The following is a 16,678-nucleotide window of genomic DNA, read 5'->3' on the forward strand; positions in this document are numbered from 1 at the left end:
ACGCCGCAGGTCAGCGCCGTTCGGCGGCCCTCGGTGCGGTCAGCGCCCGCGCAGCGCCCGGTAGGCGTCGACCAGCGCGAGGGTCGAGCCGTCGAGCCCGGGGACCGCCGTGCCGTCCGCCAGCGCCGGCTCCAGCCGCTTGGCCAGCACCTTGCCCAGCTCGACGCCCCACTGGTCGAAGGAGTCGATGTCCCACACCGCGCCCTGCACGAAGACCTTGTGCTCGTAGAGCGCGACGAGCTGCCCCAGCACCGAGGGCGTGAGCCCGTCGGCCAGGATCGTCGTCGTCGGGTGGTTGCCCGGGAACGTGCGGTGCGGCACCTGCGCCTCGGGCACGCCCTCGGCCGCCACCTCCGCCGCCGTCTTGCCGAAGGCGAGCGCCTGGCCCTGGGCGAAGAGGTTGGCCATCAGCAGGTCGTGCTGCCCGGTCAGCTCGCCCAGCTCGGGGACCGGCCGGGCGAATCCGATCAGGTCGGCGGGGATCATCTTGGTGCCCTGGTGCAGCAGTTGGTAGTAGGCGTGCTGGCCGTTGGTGCCGGGCGTGCCCCAGACCACGGGCCCCGTCTGCCAGCCGACACGCGCGCCCTCGCGGTCGGTGGCCTTGCCGTTGGACTCCATGTCGAGCTGCTGCAGATAGGCGGTGAACTTCGACAGGTAGTGGCTGTACGGGAGCACGGCGTGCGACTGCGCGTCGAAGAAGTTGCCGTACCAGATGCCGAGGAGGCCCAGCAGCAGCGGCGCGTTCTCCTCCGGCGGCGCCGTGCGGAAGTGCTCGTCGACGAGCCGGAAGCCGGCGAGCATCTCGCGGAAGGCGACCGGGCCGATGGCCACCATCAGGGACAGGCCGATGGCCGAGTCGTACGAGTAGCGCCCGCCGACCCAGTCCCAGAACTCGAACATGTTGTCCGTGTCGATGCCGAACTCGGCCACCTTTGCCGCGTTGGTCGACAAGGCGACGAAGTGCTTGGCGACCGCCTCGTCGCCGGCGCCGAGGCCCGCCAGCAGCCAGCGCTTCGCGGCGGTGGCGTTGGTGATCGTCTCGATGGTGGTGAAGGTCTTGGAGGCGATGACGAACAGCGTGGTCTCGGGGTCGAGGTCGCGCACCGCCTCGTGCAGGTCGGCGCCGTCGACGTTGGAGACGAAGCGGACCGTCAGATCCCGCTCGGTGTAGGCGCGCAGCGCCTCGTACGCCATGGCCGGGCCCAGGTCGGAGCCGCCGATGCCGACGTTGACGACGGCCCGCACCGGCTTGCCGGTGTGGCCGCGCCAGTCGCCGGAGCGGACCCGGTCGGCGAAGGTGGTCATCCGGGTCAGCACGTGGTGCACGCCGGGCACCACGTCCACGCCGTCCACCTCCACGGACTCGGCGCTGGGCGCGCGCAGCGCGGTGTGCAGCACCGCGCGGTCCTCGGTGATGTTGATCTTCTCGCCCCGGAACATGGCGTCGCGCAGCTCGGCGACACCGGTCGCGGCGGCCAGTTCCCGCAGCAGCCGCAGGCTCTCGTCGGTGACGAGGTGCTTGGAGTAGTCCAGGTAGAGGTCGCCGACGCGGAGCGTGTACCGGCGGCCGCGCTCGGGATCGGCGGCGAACAGCTCGCGCAGGTGCGTGGCGCCGAACTCCTCGCGGTGCTTGGCGAGTGCGTGCCACTCGGGGGTCTGGTCGAGCCTGGTGCGTGACGTGGTGTCGGCCATGCCGTCCAACCTAATTGATCCCGGAGCGCGCCGCCGGTCCGAGCGCGACCACCCCGAGGCCGGTGAGGACGGCCGCCGCCAGCGCCGGGGTGTTCTCCCCGAGCGAGCCGGCGAGCACCCCGCCGAGCACGGCGCCGAGCGGCACCGCGGAGATCGACAGGGTACGGAACGCGGCGCTGGTCCGGCCGACGGCCCCGGCGGGGCTGCGCCGCTGCAGGACGGTGATCTCGGTGGCGGTCCACAGCATCCCGGCGAAGCCGAGGACGGCGAGCGCGGCGCCGGCCGCGGGAAGGCTGCGTACGGTGCCGAAGGCCGTCAGGCACGCCGCCTGGGCCAGGCCCGCCCAGAGCAGGGTGCGCGGGGCGCCGAGGGCGGCAGCGACCCGGCCCGCGGCCATGCCGCCGGTGACGCTGCCGATGCCGTACGCGGTGAGCGCCAGGGCGTAGCCGGTGGTGCCCGCGCCGAGCCAGCCGGTCAGGTGCAGCACGAGGGTGGCGACGAGGGCGCCGAACCCGGTGTTGGCGACGACGGTGGCCGCGCAGACGCCCCGGAGCACCGGGTCGCCCCACAGCGCGCGCAGCCCGTCGGCGACGTCCCGGCGCAGCGGCGTCCTGGGCCGCCCGGCGCCCGGCCCGCGCCGCCGCGGCAGGCCGGCGACCAGGACGGCGGCCAGCAGGTACGAGGCGGCGTCCACGGCGTACGGCACGGCCGCCCCGGCGCCGACGAGCACGGGCACCAGCGGCGTACCGGCGAAGCGGTGCACGGCCTCCTGGCCGGCCAGCAGCCGCCCGTTCGCGGTGCCGAGGGCCGCGGTGGGCACGACGGCGGGCAGCAGGGCGGTGGCGGCGTTGTCGAAGACCGTCTGGAGCGCGGTGAGCGCAAAGGCGAGGACGAGGAGCAGGGCGATGCCGGCCCGGTCCTGCCACACCGCGAGCGCGAACGCGGCCATGAGGAGTCCGCGCAGCACGTCCGTGATCCACATCGCGCGCCGCTGGTCGACCCGGTCGGCCAGCGCGCCGCCGATCAGCCCGAAGAGCAGCCAGGGCAGGAAGCCGCAGGCGGTGACGAGCGCGACGAGCAGCGCGGAGTCGGTCAGCTCGACGGCGAGGAGCGGCAGCGCGGCGCCCCGCAGGGCATCGCCGAAGCGGGAGACGACGGCGGCGGACCACAGCCGCCCGAAGCCGCCGCGCCAGGCCGGTGCCGCGGTCTGCCGCGGGTGGGTGGTCTCGGGTCGCATGCCGGGACCGTAGGTACGCGGGTGTCCGGGGCACCTCGGGCGGTTGCCCTATCCGCCGCCTCAGATCGGGCGGCCGGTCCCGCGGCGTGACGGCTCGGCGCGCGCAACGGCGCGCTGCCGGTACCGGTGCCGGCGTGGGTGCCGGAGAAGAAGGAGAGCGCCGCCGGCGCGGCTCGGGCGGCTCGGCAGGGCCGGGGGCCGCCCGCTGGCTCGGCCGGGGTCAGATCTCGCCGCGGAGCTTGGCGAGGGCCTCGGCGAGGATGGCCTCGCCGTCGGCGTCGCTGCGCCGCTCGCGCACGTACGCGAGGTGCGTCTTGTACGGCTCGGTGCGCGGCGGGTCCGGCGGGTTGTCCCGGTCCTGGCCCGCCGGGAAACCACAGCGCGGGCAGTCCCAACTGTCCGGGATCTGTGCGTCGGTGGCGAAGCTGGGTCGGGTCTCGTGCCCGTTGGAGCACCAGAAGGAGACGCGCAGGCGCGGCGCTGACTCGCCCCGCTCCGCCTCCCCCATCGGCCCGGCGCCGACCCGGCTTCCACGGATCGCGTTGCCACTTGCCACGGTCGTAACTCCCTGCGTGAAATGCGGCGAGGCATCGTCGGCGACCCCGCCGCGGGCGCCCTAGTCTACGTACCGCCAGTCGCCGTGGTGGCTCAGCCGTCGAACTTCATCAGCAGGCCCAGCACGACGATGATGGCGAACCAGATCAGGCCGACGACCACGGTGATCCGGTCCAGGTTGCGCTCGGCGACGGAGGAGCCGCCGACAGAGGACTGCATGCCGCCGCCGAACATGTCGGACAGGCCGCCGCCCTTGCCCTTGTGCATGAGGACGAGCATCATCAGCAGCCCGCTGAAGATGATCAGGGCGATGGAGAACGCCACGGTCACGGCTTTTCCAACTCTCTCGGTGACGGACGGATACGGAAGGAGGCCGGTGCAGTCATCCTGCGTGACCGGCCCCCGACAGCCTACGACGAACAGGCGGCCCGGGCCTACTCCCCGGTCGGCGGGAAGAGGCCCGGGGCCGCGGAGCTCACTGGTCGCGGAAGCGGACGATCTTGACGAACTCGTCGGCGTCCAGCGAAGCGCCGCCGATCAGCGCGCCGTCCACGTCGGGCTGCGCCATGATCGCCGCGACGTTGCCGCTCTTGACGGAGCCGCCGTACTGGATGCGTACCGCGGCCGCCACCTCCTCGCCGTACAGCTCCGCCAGCCGCTGCCGGATCGCGCCGCAGACCTCCTGTGCGTCGTCAGGCGTGGCGACCTCGCCGGTGCCGATGGCCCACACCGGCTCGTACGCGACGACGATGCTCTCCGCGTCCGCGGCGCTCACGCCCTTCAGTGCCCCGTCGAGCTGCGCCAGGGTGTGCGCGACCTGCTCGCCGGCCTTGCGCACCTCCAGGCCCTCGCCGATGCACAGGATCGGCGTGATGCCGTACTTGAACGCGGCCTTGACCTTGGTGTTGACGAGCGCGTCGTCCTCACCGTGGTACTGCCGCCGCTCGGAGTGGCCGACGACGACGTACGTGCAGTGGAGCTTGGCCAGCATCGGGCCCGAGACATCGCCCGTGTACGCGCCGGCGTCGTGCGGCGAGATGTCCTGGGCGCCGTACTTGATCTTGAGCTTGTCGCCGTCCACGAGCGTCTGCACCGAGCGCAGATCGGTGTACGGCGGCAGGACGGCGACCTCGACGGCCTCGTAGTCCTTGTCGTGGAGCGCGAACGCGAGCTTCTGGACGTGCGCGATGCCCTCGAGGTGGTTGAGGTTCATCTTCCAGTTGCCCGCCATGAACGGGATACGGGTCGGCTTGTCGTTCATCGTTACGGGTCAGTCCTCCAGTGCGGCGAGGCCGGGGAGCGTCTTGCCCTCGAGGTATTCGAGGCTGGCGCCGCCACCGGTCGAGATGTGGCCGAACGCATTCTCGTCGAAGCCCAGGATGCGGACCGCGGCGGCGCTGTCACCGCCGCCGACGACGGTGAACGCGGCGCTGTCCACCAGGGCCTGCGCGACCGCGCGGGTGCCCTCGGCGTAGTCGGGGTGCTCGAACACGCCCATCGGCCCGTTCCAGAAGACCGTGGCGGCGTCGGCGATCTTCGAGGCGAAGAGCCGGCCGGACGCCGGGCCGATGTCCAGGCCCAGCACGTCGCCGGGCATGGCGTCCGCCGGTACGGTCACGGGCTCGGTCGGCGCCTGCGCCTTGACGTCCGGGAACTCCCGGGCGGCGACGACGTCGACGGGGAGCACGAACTCCACGCCGAGTCGCTCGGCCCGGGCCAGGTACTCCTGGACCGCGGGCACCTGCTCCTCCTGGAGCAGGCTGGAGCCGACCTCGTACCCCTTGGCCTTGAGGAAGGTGTACGCCATGCCGCCGCCGATGAGGATGCGGTCGGCCTTCTCCAGCAGGTGGTCGATGACCCCGAGCTTGTCGGAGACCTTGGCGCCGCCGAGCACGACCGCGTACGGCCGCGCGACGTCCTCGGTGAGCTTGCGCAGCACGCCCACCTCGGCGGCGATGAGGTAGCCGACGCAGTGCGGCAGCCGGGCGGGCAGGTCGTACACCGAGGCGTGCTTGCGGTGCACGGCGCCGAAGCCGTCGCCCACGTACACGTCGGCCAGTTGGGCCAGCTCGTCCGCGAACGCGCCGCGCTCGGCATCGTCCTTCGCGGTCTCGCCGGGGTTGAACCGCAGGTTCTCGAGCAGCGTGACCTCGCCGTCGCCGAGCCCGGCGACGGTGGCCTTCGCGCTGTCGCCCACGGTGTCCGTGGCGAACTCCGCCTTCTTCGCGGAGTCGCCGAGCAGTTCGCCCAGCCGGCGCGCCACCGGCGCGAGCGAGAACGCCGGGTCCGGCGCGCCCTTGGGGCGGCCGAGATGGGAGGCGACGACCACCCTGGCGCCGGCCTCGGCCAGCTTGGCGATCGTCGGGACGACGGCGCGGATGCGGCCGTCGTCGGTGATGGTGGTGCCGTCCAGCGGCACGTTGAGGTCCGCGCGGACGAAGACCCGCTTGCCGGCGATGCCTTCGCCGAGGAGGTCGTCGAGCGTCTTCATGGAGACTCCTGCATCACTGCTGACACCGCCCGCACACCGCCGCGGAGCGGCGCGCGCGGCGGCCTGGTCGTCGGAACGAGCGAGGCCCCGCCGCCTGTGGCGGCCGGGCCCCGGCCCACGTGGGCTGCCCGGGGAGCCGCGGCCCCCCGGCCAGGCGGCTGCGTCGCCTCAGAGGCGCTCGCCGACGAAGGTGGTGATGTCGACCAGGCGGTTGGAGTAGCCCCACTCGTTGTCGTACCAGCCGACGATCTTGACCTGCTTGCCCTGCGCCATGGTCAGCAGGGAGTCGAAGGTGCAGGACGGCGCGGTGTTGACGATGTCCGAGGAGACGATCGGGTCCTCGGTGTACTCCAGGATGCCCTTGAGCTGGCCCTCGGCGGCCTTCTGGTACGCGGCGTTGACCTCGTCCCTGGTGACCTCGCGGCTCAGCTCGACCACCAGGTCGGTGACGGAGCCGGTGGGCACCGGCACGCGCATCGCGATGCCGTCCAGCTTGCCCTTGAGCTGCGGCAGGACCAGCGCGGTGGCCTTCGCGGCGCCGGTGGTGGTCGGGATGATGTTCTCCGCGGCGGCGCGGGCGCGGCGCAGGTCCTTGTGCGGGAAGTCCAGGATGCGCTGGTCGTTGGTGTAGGCGTGGACGGTGGTCATCATGCCCTGCACGATGCCGAAGTTCTCGTCCAGCACCTTCGCCATCGGCGCGACGCAGTTCGTCGTACACGAGGCGTTGGAGATGATGTTGTGGGCGGCCGCGTCGTAGGAGTCCTCGTTGACCCCCATCACGATCGTGATGTCCTCGCCCTTGGCGGGCGCGGAGATGATGACCTTCTTCGCCCCGGCGTCCAGGTGCTTCTTGGCGTCCTCGGACTTGGTGAAGATGCCGGTGGACTCGATGACGATGTCCACGCCCAGATCGCCCCAGGGCAGGTTCGCCGGGTCGCGCTCGGCGAGCATCTTGATGGGGCGGCCGTCGACGGTGATGGCGTCGGCGGTGTGGCTCACCTCGGCCTTGAGCTTGCCGAGCAGCGTGTCGTACTTCAGCAGGTGTGCGATGGTCGCGGCGTCACCCAGGTCGTTGAACGCCACGACCTCGATGTCCGCACCCTGCTCCAGGATGGCGCGGAAGTAGTTGCGGCCGATGCGGCCGAAGCCGTTGATGCCTACGCGGATCGTCACGAACCGATCTCCTCGTTGGTACGCCGGTCCTTCATCGACCGGTGCTCTGACTGGGAATCCCCGACCACTGCCGACCCTACCGCTTCCGAACCCGGGCGGCGGCCCGGACCCCGCCGGTGACGCGGACGGCGGCCCGTACCCCCCGGTAGGGCTACGGGCCGCCGCCGCGATCCGGCGTCGCCGCCGGTCAGCGGGCCTGTGTCAGCGCCTCAGATGGGACAGTGCGCGGCTCAGAAGAGCGGCGCGGGCGGGCTTGTCCGCGAGGTGCTCGACCCCGAACCCGACGAGCACGGTGTCGCGGGTGGAGACGGCCGCGTAGCTCTCGAAGAGCTTGCCGCTACGGGCCCAGTCGGCGGCGGCCGCGGGGCTGCCGGGCGGCGGTCCGGGCGCGGTCCAGGCGCCGAGTCCGCTCTCGAAGCCCTCGGTGTCGCGCTCGGTGCCGCCGACCACCACGGCGGTGTCGTCGGCGAAGAGGCCGCTGCCGCCGGTGCCCGGGTCGGTGACGTACGACAGGGACAGCTCGACCTGCCTGCCGGCGTAGGCGGAGAGGTCGTACGAGACCTCCCGCCAGCCGCCGGAGGAGTCCGTCAGGCCGTGCCAGGCGCCGCTGGTGCCGCTCGCGGTGCAGCCGTCCGCGCCCTGGGTGAGGTACTGGCGCAGGAACGGGTGGGCCTGGATGAAGAAGCCCTGGCCGCACTCCTCGGGCACCCGGTCCGTGGTGGCGCCGCCGGCCTCCGGCAGCGTCGTCCAGTCGTCCCCGCCCGCGGTGCGGGCCTCCAGCAGGACGAAGTCGTAGCCGGCCTCGGTGTCCCAGTTGAGCGCCGTGCGCAGCGCGGGCGCCTCGGCGGCGGTGACGCCGGCGAGGTCCACGGTGCGGGTGAGGCGCTGCCAGTCGTTGTTCTCGTGCTCGGCGATCGCCATCCACTCGCCCTCGTACGGGGCATAGGGGTTGACGCCGCCCTCGTACGCCCCGGCCTGCGCGGAGTCGAACTGCGGGAACTCCGCGGGCGGTAGCGCGTCGGAGGTGACGGTGTACGCGCCGGCGCCGTCCAGCGGGTTGCCCGCGGCGTCGCCGAGGGCGCCGATGGCGCCGCCGAGCGCGCCGGCGCCGGTGAAGCCGTCGGGTCCCACGGTGGCGGAGCGGGAGTAGGCGCCCAGGTAGTACTGGCTGAAGTCGTCCGTCTGCGCCCGGCCGACGAGCGCGTCGCCGCCGGCCTGCTCGCCGGCCTCGACCAGCTTGCCGCCCTCGTTGAGGTAGGCGCGCAGGGCGAGTTGGGTGTCGCCGCCGGGGGCGTCGGCGCCGGTGTAGTGGACGACGCTGCGGAAGTGGCCGAGGACGCCGAGGGCGTGCGGCGGGCCCTGGGTGGCGACGTCCCAGACGGCGGCGGAGCGGCCGGAGGCGCGCAGGGCGTCGACGTACGCGCCGGCGTGCCGGGCCTTCGCGCCCTCCTCGGCGACGACGAGGGTGTCGGCGCGGGGGCGTTCGGCGACGGTGAAGGTGAAGTGCTCGCTGGCGGTGCGCTTGCCGGCGCGGGTGCGGCCGGTGAACCAGACCTCGACCTCGTCGCCGGGCTCGACGTCCTCGACCTCGGCGCGGTACTCGTCGAAGAGGATGTTGTCCTCGCCGCCGTAGGTCTCGCCGCCCTTCCAGGAGCCGACGTCCTCGTCACGGGTGCGGCCGCCGTTGACGCGGTAGTTCAATTCCTTGTCCCGTACGGACTTGCGGGCGACGACGGAGACCTCCTGGTCGGCCTCGTCGCGGTCGCGGGCGTAGGAGACGGCGAAGTCGTCGACGGTGAAGTCGGGGGCCTCGATGCCGACGGAGGACGCCGGCTGGTCGGGGTGGGCGGCGGTCTCGGCGACGGAGAGGGCGAAGGGGATGTTCTTGGCGAACTCGTCCTGGATCAGCTTCTCGTCGTCGGGGAAGTTGAAGCCCGACTGGCAGTCGCGCGGGTTCCAGGGGTCGTCGGGGTCGAGCGCGGAGGCGGTCTGGCAGGTCGTCATCTCCGGGGTGAACATCATCATCCCGTTGACGTTGGCGGCGTGGCCGTCCGCTTCGCCGTTGGTGGTGTACAGCTCGGAGGAGACCTGGGGGCGGTAGCCGGGGACGGCGGAGTTCTCCGGGGTGCCGGCGAGGGCGCGGTAGAGCACGTCGTCGGGGGTGTCGGTGGCGACCTGCCAGCCGACGCCGTAGAGGATCAGCTCGGCGGCGGAGTGGTAGTTGATCCCGTACTCGAAGCCGATGCGCTTCTGGAAGGCGTCGATGGCGCGGGTCTCGGGCTCGGAGCCGGGGCCCGCGCCGCGGTAGGTCTCGCTGCGCGGGTTGGGCGAGGAGCCCTCGTTGTCGTAGCCCCACTTGTAGGAGAAGTTGCGGTTCAGGTCGATGCCGTCGCCGGTGGTGTACCGGCCGTCGCCGTTGATGTCGCGCATGTTCTTGCGCCAGAGGCGGGCGCCGTCGGGGTCGTGCGTCCAGTCGTAGCCGTCGGGGTTGGCGGACAGGACGAACCACAGCTCGGTGGAGTCGACGATGCCGGTGAGCTTGCGGTCCGTGCCGTAGCCGTCGAGGAAGTGGTGCAGCAGCCGGCGCGTCATCTCCGGGGTGATCCACTCGCGGGCGTGCTGGTTGGACATGTAGAGCACGGCGGGCTTGGCGCCGTCCCGGGAGGTCTTGGCGCCCTTGGTGAGCTTCAGGGCGAGGATGTCCTTGCCCTGGAGGGTCTTGCCGATCGAGACGAGCTTGGTGAGCTTCGGGTACTGCCGGGCGATCCCGGCCAGCTCCTCCTGCAGCCCGCCCGCGCCGCTGTACGGGCGGAAGACACCCTCCGCCGCGGCCTCGGTGCGCGCCTCGGCGCGGGTGGGGACGGTGCGCTCGGCGAGGTCGACGCCCTGCCCCTCCAGCTTCTTCGCCTGCGCGTCGGTCAGGAACAGCTCGACCTCGGCGGTGCCGCGGGCCGGGGCCCGCTCGCCGAGTTCGTGGGCGTCCTGGCCGGCCGCCAGCAGCAGCGGGACCTGGGCGCGGGTGACGTCGGCGGTGAAGACCTTGATCTCGTCGGCGGCGGCCCCGGCGGCCGGCCCCGGACCGGCGCCGGCGGCGGCACCGGCGACCGGCGCGGCCGCGAGGCCGCCGAGCAGCAAGGCGGCTGATGCGAGGATCGCACTGGCTCTTCGTCTCATGTGCCCCTCTTTGGCTTGTCTGTCTCGTGGACGAACAGCAGTCAGGCTGCGGGTGACTCATGTCCACGTCAAGATGCCGGGAGGGGTGAAGAAGCCGCGGTGCGACCGGGGATGAAGATGTGCGGGATCAGGGGCCGGGCGCGGCGGGCGTCAGCCCACCATCTCCTCCGTGAGGTTCGCCTCCGTACCGGGGATGCCCAGGTCGCCCGCCCGCTTGTCGGCCATGGCGAGCAGCCGGCGGATACGCCCCGCGACCGCGTCCTTCGTCAGCGGCGGGTCGGCGAGGGCGCCCAGCTCCTCGAGCGACGCCTGCTTGTGCTCCATGCGCAGCCGGCCGGCCGCCGCCAGGTGCTCCGGCACCTCGTCGCCGAGGATCTCCAGGGCGCGCTGCACGCGGGCGCCGGCCGCGACCGCCGCGCGGGCGGAGCGGCGCAGGTTGGCGTCGTCGAAGTTGGCGAGCCGGTTCGCCGTGGCGCGCACCTCGCGGCGCATCCGGCGCTCCTCCCAGGCCAGCACCGACTCGTGTGCGCCGAGCCTGGTGAGCAGGGCGCCGATGGCGTCCCCGTCCCGTACGACCACGCGGTCCACCCCGCGCACCTCGCGGGCCTTGGCCGGGATGCTGAGCCGGCGGGCGGCGCCGACCAGGGCGAGGGCCGCCTCCGGGCCGGGGCAGGTGACCTCCAGCGAGGAGGAGCGGCCGGGCTCGGTCAGCGAGCCGTGGGCGAGGAAGGCGCCGCGCCAGGCGGCCTCGGCGTCGCAGGTGGCGCCGGAGACGACCTGCGGTGGCAGCCCGCGGATGGGCCGGCCGCGGCCGTCGACCAGGCCGGTCTGCCTGGCCAGTTGCTCACCGCCGGCGACCACGCGGACCACGTACCGGCTGCTGCGGCGCAGCCCGCCGGGCGCCATGACGATCATCTCGGACCCGTGTCCGAAGATCTCCAGGATGTCCTTCTTCAGCCGCCGCGCGGCGACCCCGGTGTCCAGCTCGGCCTCGATCACGATGCGGCCGCTGACGAGGTGCAGCCCGCCGGCGAACCGGAGCGTGGCCGAGACCTCCGCCTTGCGGCAGCACGTCCGGGTCACGGGAAGCCGAGAGATCTCGTCCTTCACCGCTGCCGTCATCGCCATGGCCCGATCCTTCCATGCATCCGAAAAATACGGTCGTACGCGGCGGCCAGCAGCTCCGGATCGTGCCGGGGAGTCCCGTCGGTCCGCGCCACCGGCGCCAGCTCGACCGAGCCCTCAAGCTCTTTCGCAGCCTCGCGCAACCCGTCGCGCTCTGCCGCACCGGGCACTGCATCCTTGTCGGCCAGCACCACGTCGAGGGCGAGTTTAGGGGCGTGTCGTCGCAAAACCTCCAAATGACGCCGCGGGGAAAATCCGTCCGTTTCCCCCGGCTGCGGGGCGAGGTTCAGGGAGAGGACCTTGCGGGCCTTGGTCTCCACCAGGGCCTCGCGCAGGTCGGGCACCAGCAGATGCGGGATGACGGAGGAGAACCAGGAGCCCGGGCCGAGCACCACCCAGTCCGCCTCGCGGACCGCCTCGACGGCGGCCGGGACGGCCGGCGGGTCGGCGGGCACCAGGTAGACCTGCTGCACTTCGCCGGGGGTCAGGGCCACCGTGGCCTGGCCGGCCACGGTGGTGACCTGCTCGGGCAGCTCCGGCGCGTGGCCGCGTACGTCTGCGCGCAGCTCCAGGGGCACCGCGGACATGGGCAGCACCCGGCCGTGTGCGCCCAGGAGCGTACCGACCAGGTCGAGGGCCGCGACGTGGTCGCCGAGCTGCTCCCAGAGCGCGACGATCAGCAGATTGCCGACGGCGTGGTCGTGCAGCTCGCCCTGGCTGGTGAAGCGGTGCTGGATGACGCGGGACCAGGTCTGGCCCCAGTCGTCGTCGCCGCAGAGCGCCGCCAGCGCCTTGCGCAGGTCGCCCGGCGGCAGCACGCCCAGCTCGGCGCGGAGCCGCCCGGACGAGCCGCCGTCGTCGGCGACGGTGACGACGGCGGTGAGATCGCCGGTGATCCGGCGCAGCGCGGCGAGGGAGGCCGACAGGCCCATCCCCCCGCCGAGCGCGACCACCTTCGGCTGCGAACCGGGTCTGCGGGCGCCCCGGCGGCGCAGCCGGAGGTTCCGGCCGCCGGCGATCCGGCTCACTCGCGCCCCATGTCCCGGTGGACGACGACGGTCTCGATGCCGTCCGAGGCGAGCCGGCGGGCCAGCCGCTCGGACATCGCGACGGAACGGTGCTTGCCGCCGGTGCAGCCGACGGCGATGGTCACGTACCGCTTGCCCTCGCGCCGGTAGCCCTCGGTGACCAGGTGCATCAGCTCCGCGTAGCCGTTGAGGAACTCCTTGGCGCCGGGCTGGTTGAAGACGTACTGGGCGACATCCTCGTTCAGCCCGGTGAACTGGCGCAGCTCGGGGACCCAGTGCGGATTCGGCAGGAAGCGGCAGTCCACCACCAGGTCGGCGTCCACCGGCAGGCCGTACTTGTAGCCGAAGGACATCACCGTGGCCCGCAGCTCGGGCTCCTCGCCGCCCGCGAACTGGGCGTCCATCTTCGCGCGCAGCTCGTGCACGTTCAGGCTGGAGGTGTCGATCACCAGGTCGGCGTCGCCGCGCAGCTCGCGCAGCAGGTCACGCTCGGCGGTGATGCCGTCCAGGATCGTCCCGTCGCCCTGCAGCGGGTGCGGGCGGCGTACGGACTCGAAGCGGGCCACCAGCGAATTGTCCGACGCCTCCAGGAAGACGATGCGCCGGGGGACCCCCTTCTCCTTCAGGTCGGCCAGGGACTCCTTCAGATTGTCGAAGAAGCGCCGGCCGCGGACGTCCACGACGACCGCGATCCGCGCCACGTTCCCCTGCGAGCGGGCGCCCAGCTCCACCATGGTGGGGATGAGTGCCGGCGGCAGGTTGTCCACGACGAACCAGCCGAGGTCCTCCAGGCACTTCGCGGCCGTGCTCCGGCCGGCGCCCGACATCCCGGAGATGATCACCAGCTCGGGGATGCCCGCCTGCGCGGAGTCACCCGTCTCGCCCGGCCCGGCGGCCGGGTCACCCGTGGTCACGGTGGTCTCGTCGGTCTCGTCTGTCCCGTTGTCGTTCATCGCTCTGTCCCCCGGTCCTCACTCGTCCATGATCTCTCCGGTGGCGGTGTTCACCGCCGGCGCGGCAGGTGCCGCCTGCGCGAGGGTCGCGGCGATGTTTTCCGCCGTCTTGCGGCCGATGCCGGGAACCTCACAGATCTGATCAATAGTCGCAGCTCTGAGTCGTTTCACCGAACCGAAGTGCTTCAGCAGCGCCCGGCGGCGGCTCTCCCCCAGGCCCGGCACGTCGTCCAGCGGTCCGGCCTTCATGCTCTTGGCCCGTTTCTTGCGCTGGTAGGCGATCGCGAAGCGGTGGGCCTCGTCCCGTACCCGCTGCAGCATGTACAGGCCCTCGCTGCTGCGCGGCAGGATGACGGGGTCGTCGCTGTCCGGCAGCCAGACCTCTTCGAGGCGCTTGGCCAGGCCGACCACGGCCACGTCGTCCACACCCAGCTCGCCGAGGGCCCGCTTGGCGGCCGCGACCTGCGGCTGACCGCCGTCGACGACCACGAGCTGCGGCGGGTACGCGAACTTCCTGGGCCGCCCGGTGTCGGGATCCCGCCCCGCGGGACCCTCCGCCGCCGGCTCCCCGCCGTGGCCGCGCTCGGCCGCCGCCTCGGCCTCCGGGTCGCCCCACTCCCCCGTCTTCTGCTTCTCCTGCACGTACCGCCGGAACCTGCGGGTGATCACCTCGTGCATCGCCCGGACGTCGTCCTGGCCGGTGAAGCCCTTGATCTCGAAGCGGCGGTACTCGCTCTTGCGGGCCAGGCCGTCCTCGAAGACGACCATGGAGCCGACCACGTCCTCGCCCTGCAGATGCGAGATGTCGTAGCACTCGATGCGCAGCGGCGCGGAGTCCAGCTCCAGCGCCTCGGCGATCTCCTCCAGCGCCCGGGAGCGGGTGGTCAGATCGGAGGCGCGCTTGGTCTTGTGCAGGACGAGGGCCTGCTGCGCGTTCCGCGCGACCGTGGCGAGCAGGTCCTTCTTGTCGCCGCGCTGCGGCACCCGCAGGTCCACCCGGGCCCCGCGGCGCTCGGTCAGCCACTCCCGTACGGGCCCCGCGGGCTGCGGCAGCGCCGGGACCAGCACCTCGCGCGGGATGGCCTCGGCCTGCTCGTCCCCGTAGAGCTGCTGGAGCGCGTGCTCCACGAGGCCGGCGGTGTCGACGGCCTCCACCCGGTCGGTGACCCAGCCCCGCTGGCCGCGCACCCGGCCGCCGCGGACGTGGAAGATCTGCACCGCGGCCTCCAGCTCGTCCTCGGCGAGGGCGATCAGGTCGGCGTCGGTGGCGTCGGCGAGGACGACCGCGTTCTTCTCCATGGCGCTCTGGAGCGCCCCTATGTCGTCGCGCAGCCGCGCCGCCTTCTCGTACTCCATCTCCTCGGCGGCATCGTGCATCTGCCGCTCCAGCCGCTTCAGATACGCGCCCGTACGGCCCGCCATGAAGTCGCAGAACTCCTCGGCCAGCTCCCGGTGCTCCGCGGCCGTGACCCGGCCGACGCAGGGCGCGGAGCACTTGCCGATGTACCCCAGCAGACAGGGCCGGCCGATCTGCGCGCTGCGCTTGAACACCCCGGCGGAACACGTCCGCACGGGGAAGGCGCGCAGCATCAGGTCGACGGTCTCGCGGATGGCCCACGCGTGCGCGTACGGCCCGAAGTAGCGCACGCCCTTGCGCTTGGGGCCGCGCATGACCTGCACCCGCGGATACTCCTCGTTGAGCGTCACGGCGAGGGACGGATAGCTCTTGTCGTCCCGGTACTTGACGTTGAACCTGGGGTCGTACTGCTTGATCCAGGTGTACTCGAGCTGGAGCGCCTCGACCTCCGTGGCCACCACGGTCCACTCCACGGAGGCGGCGGTCGTGACCATCGTGCGCGTGCGCTGGTGCAGTCCGGCGAGGTCCTGGAAGTACGACGAGAGCCGCTGCCGCAGGCTCTTGGCCTTGCCGACGTAGATGACCCGGCCGTGCTCGTCCCGGAACCTGTAGACCCCCGGGGAGTCGGGAATCTGCCCGGGCTTGGGACGGTAACTGGACGGATCGGCCATGGTTCCCACCCTACTGTCGACCACTGACGCCGGCCCGTCCGTCCACACCCGTGTACCGAGCCCGCGACAGTCCGGTGACCGTATGGTCGCCGGGGCGTGCCCGTGTTGCCTTCCGGGGGCCTGTGGGCCGCGGTCGGACCGTACGCTGGGCACATGATCGTGGTTGGTGGTGAGGCTCTGATCGATCTCGTGCCGGCCGGGGGCGGCGGGGTGCTTCCCGCGCTGCAGCCGGTGCGGGGCGGCGGGCCGTACAACACGGCGGTGGCGCTGGGCCGGCTCGGCGCGGACGTCGCGTTCGCCTCCCGGGTCTCCACGGACGCCTTCGGGGCGGCGCTGATGGCCGGGCTCGACGCGGCGGGGGTGGCGGCCGGGCTCGTCCAGCGGGGTGCGGAGCCCACGACGCTGGCCGTCGCCGACGTCAGCCCGGACGGGTCCGCCGGGTTCCGCTTCTACGCCGAGGGCACCGCCGACCGGCTGTTCCGGGCGCCGGACGGGCTGCCCCCGCAGGCCCGGGCGCTGGCGGTGGGGACGTGCTCGCTGGTGCTGGAGCCGGGGGCGACCGCGTACGAGACGCTGCTCGAACGGGCCGCCGCGGACGGCCTGTTCACCCTCCTCGACCCGAACATCAGGGCCGGACTGATCCCCGACGCCGACGCGTACCGCGCCCGCTTCCTTTCCTGGCTGCCGCACGTGGCCCTGCTGAAGCTGTCGGTGGAGGACGCGCAGTGGCTGGCCGGCGGGCGGCCGTGGGCCGAGGCGCTGCCGGAGTGGCTGGCGGCCGGGCCGCGGGCGGCGGTGCTGACGCGCGGCGGCGAGGGTCTGACCGCGGTCGTCGCGCGGGGCCTGGAGCGGTACGACGTGGCCGCGCCGCCGGTCGACGTGGTCGACACGATCGGCGCCGGCGACACCGTCAACGCGGCGCTGCTGCACTGGTTCGACGCCCACGACGCCCTCTCCCCCGGTGCCCTGGCCGGCCTCGGTCCCGCCGGCTGGCGCGCCGCGCTCGGCCACGCCGCCCGCGCCGCGGCGATCACCTGCTCGCGCGCGGGCGCCGAGCCGCCGTACGCGGCGGAGCTGGCGGAGTTCGCCGACGGCTGAACCGCGGCGGTGGGGGGGGGGGGGGGGGGGGGGGGGCGCCCCGCCCCCCCCCCCCCCCCCCCGCGCGGCCCCCCCCCCCCCCCCCCCCCCCCCCGCCCGCCCCGGCCGCCGCCCCCAAGGGCCG

At 73.0% G+C, this 16,678-nt stretch carries 13 protein-coding genes; 1 reads left to right on the forward strand and 12 read right to left on the reverse strand.

Annotated features, from left to right (window positions below):
* Positions 1–39 precede the first annotated feature (39 nt).
* From pgi to uvrC, 12 genes are all read right to left on the reverse strand, one after another.
* Positions 40–1,692, reverse strand: coding sequence for a glucose-6-phosphate isomerase (gene pgi / locus ACFYVJ_RS16980; protein WP_388891943.1), 1,653 nt, complete (start codon positions 1,690–1,692; stop codon positions 40–42).
* A gap of 10 nt (positions 1,693–1,702) precedes the next feature.
* On the reverse strand, positions 1,703–2,929 hold the full coding sequence (locus tag ACFYVJ_RS16985; protein WP_388891945.1) for an MFS transporter: 1,227 nt from the start codon (positions 2,927–2,929) through the stop codon (positions 1,703–1,705).
* A 220-nt stretch (positions 2,930–3,149) separates the two neighbouring features.
* Positions 3,150–3,485, reverse strand: coding sequence for an RNA polymerase-binding protein RbpA (locus tag ACFYVJ_RS16990; protein WP_078560063.1), 336 nt, complete (start codon positions 3,483–3,485; stop codon positions 3,150–3,152).
* A 92-nt stretch (positions 3,486–3,577) separates the two neighbouring features.
* Complete coding sequence (gene secG, locus ACFYVJ_RS16995) at positions 3,578–3,808, reverse strand: preprotein translocase subunit SecG (protein WP_101426661.1); 231 nt, start codon at positions 3,806–3,808, stop codon at positions 3,578–3,580.
* 151 nt (positions 3,809–3,959) lie between these two features.
* On the reverse strand, positions 3,960–4,745 hold the full coding sequence (tpiA, locus tag ACFYVJ_RS17000) for a triose-phosphate isomerase (RefSeq protein ID WP_388891949.1): 786 nt from the start codon (positions 4,743–4,745) through the stop codon (positions 3,960–3,962).
* Positions 4,746–4,754: 9 nt separating this feature from the next.
* On the reverse strand, positions 4,755–5,975 hold the full coding sequence (locus ACFYVJ_RS17005; protein ID WP_388891951.1) for a phosphoglycerate kinase: 1,221 nt from the start codon (positions 5,973–5,975) through the stop codon (positions 4,755–4,757).
* A 168-nt stretch (positions 5,976–6,143) separates the two neighbouring features.
* Positions 6,144–7,148, reverse strand: coding sequence for a type I glyceraldehyde-3-phosphate dehydrogenase (gene gap, locus ACFYVJ_RS17010; RefSeq protein WP_388891954.1), 1,005 nt, complete (start codon positions 7,146–7,148; stop codon positions 6,144–6,146).
* Between the two features lie 201 nt (positions 7,149–7,349).
* On the reverse strand, positions 7,350–10,322 hold the full coding sequence (locus tag ACFYVJ_RS17015) for a M14 family zinc carboxypeptidase (protein WP_388891957.1): 2,973 nt from the start codon (positions 10,320–10,322) through the stop codon (positions 7,350–7,352).
* Positions 10,323–10,472: 150 nt separating this feature from the next.
* Positions 10,473–11,450, reverse strand: coding sequence for a DNA-binding protein WhiA (gene whiA, locus ACFYVJ_RS17020; protein ID WP_047015130.1), 978 nt, complete (start codon positions 11,448–11,450; stop codon positions 10,473–10,475).
* A complete protein-coding gene (yvcK, locus tag ACFYVJ_RS17025) occupies positions 11,441–12,475 on the reverse strand; it encodes a uridine diphosphate-N-acetylglucosamine-binding protein YvcK (protein ID WP_388891961.1) in 1,035 nt (344 codons plus the stop codon). The genes whiA and yvcK overlap by 10 nt, the downstream gene beginning before the upstream one ends.
* Positions 12,472–13,428, reverse strand: coding sequence for an RNase adapter RapZ (gene rapZ / locus ACFYVJ_RS17030; RefSeq protein WP_388891964.1), 957 nt, complete (start codon positions 13,426–13,428; stop codon positions 12,472–12,474). The genes yvcK and rapZ overlap by 4 nt, the downstream gene beginning before the upstream one ends.
* A gap of 18 nt (positions 13,429–13,446) precedes the next feature.
* On the reverse strand, positions 13,447–15,456 hold the full coding sequence (gene uvrC / locus ACFYVJ_RS17035) for an excinuclease ABC subunit UvrC (RefSeq protein ID WP_388891967.1): 2,010 nt from the start codon (positions 15,454–15,456) through the stop codon (positions 13,447–13,449).
* Between the two features lie 153 nt (positions 15,457–15,609).
* Here uvrC and ACFYVJ_RS17040 point away from each other — a divergent pair, with 153 nt between their 5' ends.
* Positions 15,610–16,554 (forward strand): carbohydrate kinase, encoded by a 945-nt coding sequence (locus ACFYVJ_RS17040; protein WP_388891970.1) that lies wholly within the window; start codon positions 15,610–15,612, stop codon positions 16,552–16,554.
* Positions 16,555–16,678 lie beyond the last annotated feature (124 nt).

The organism is Streptomyces sp. NPDC004134 (genome assembly GCF_042874195.1).
Taxonomy (GTDB): Bacteria; Actinomycetota; Actinomycetes; order Streptomycetales; family Streptomycetaceae; genus Streptomyces.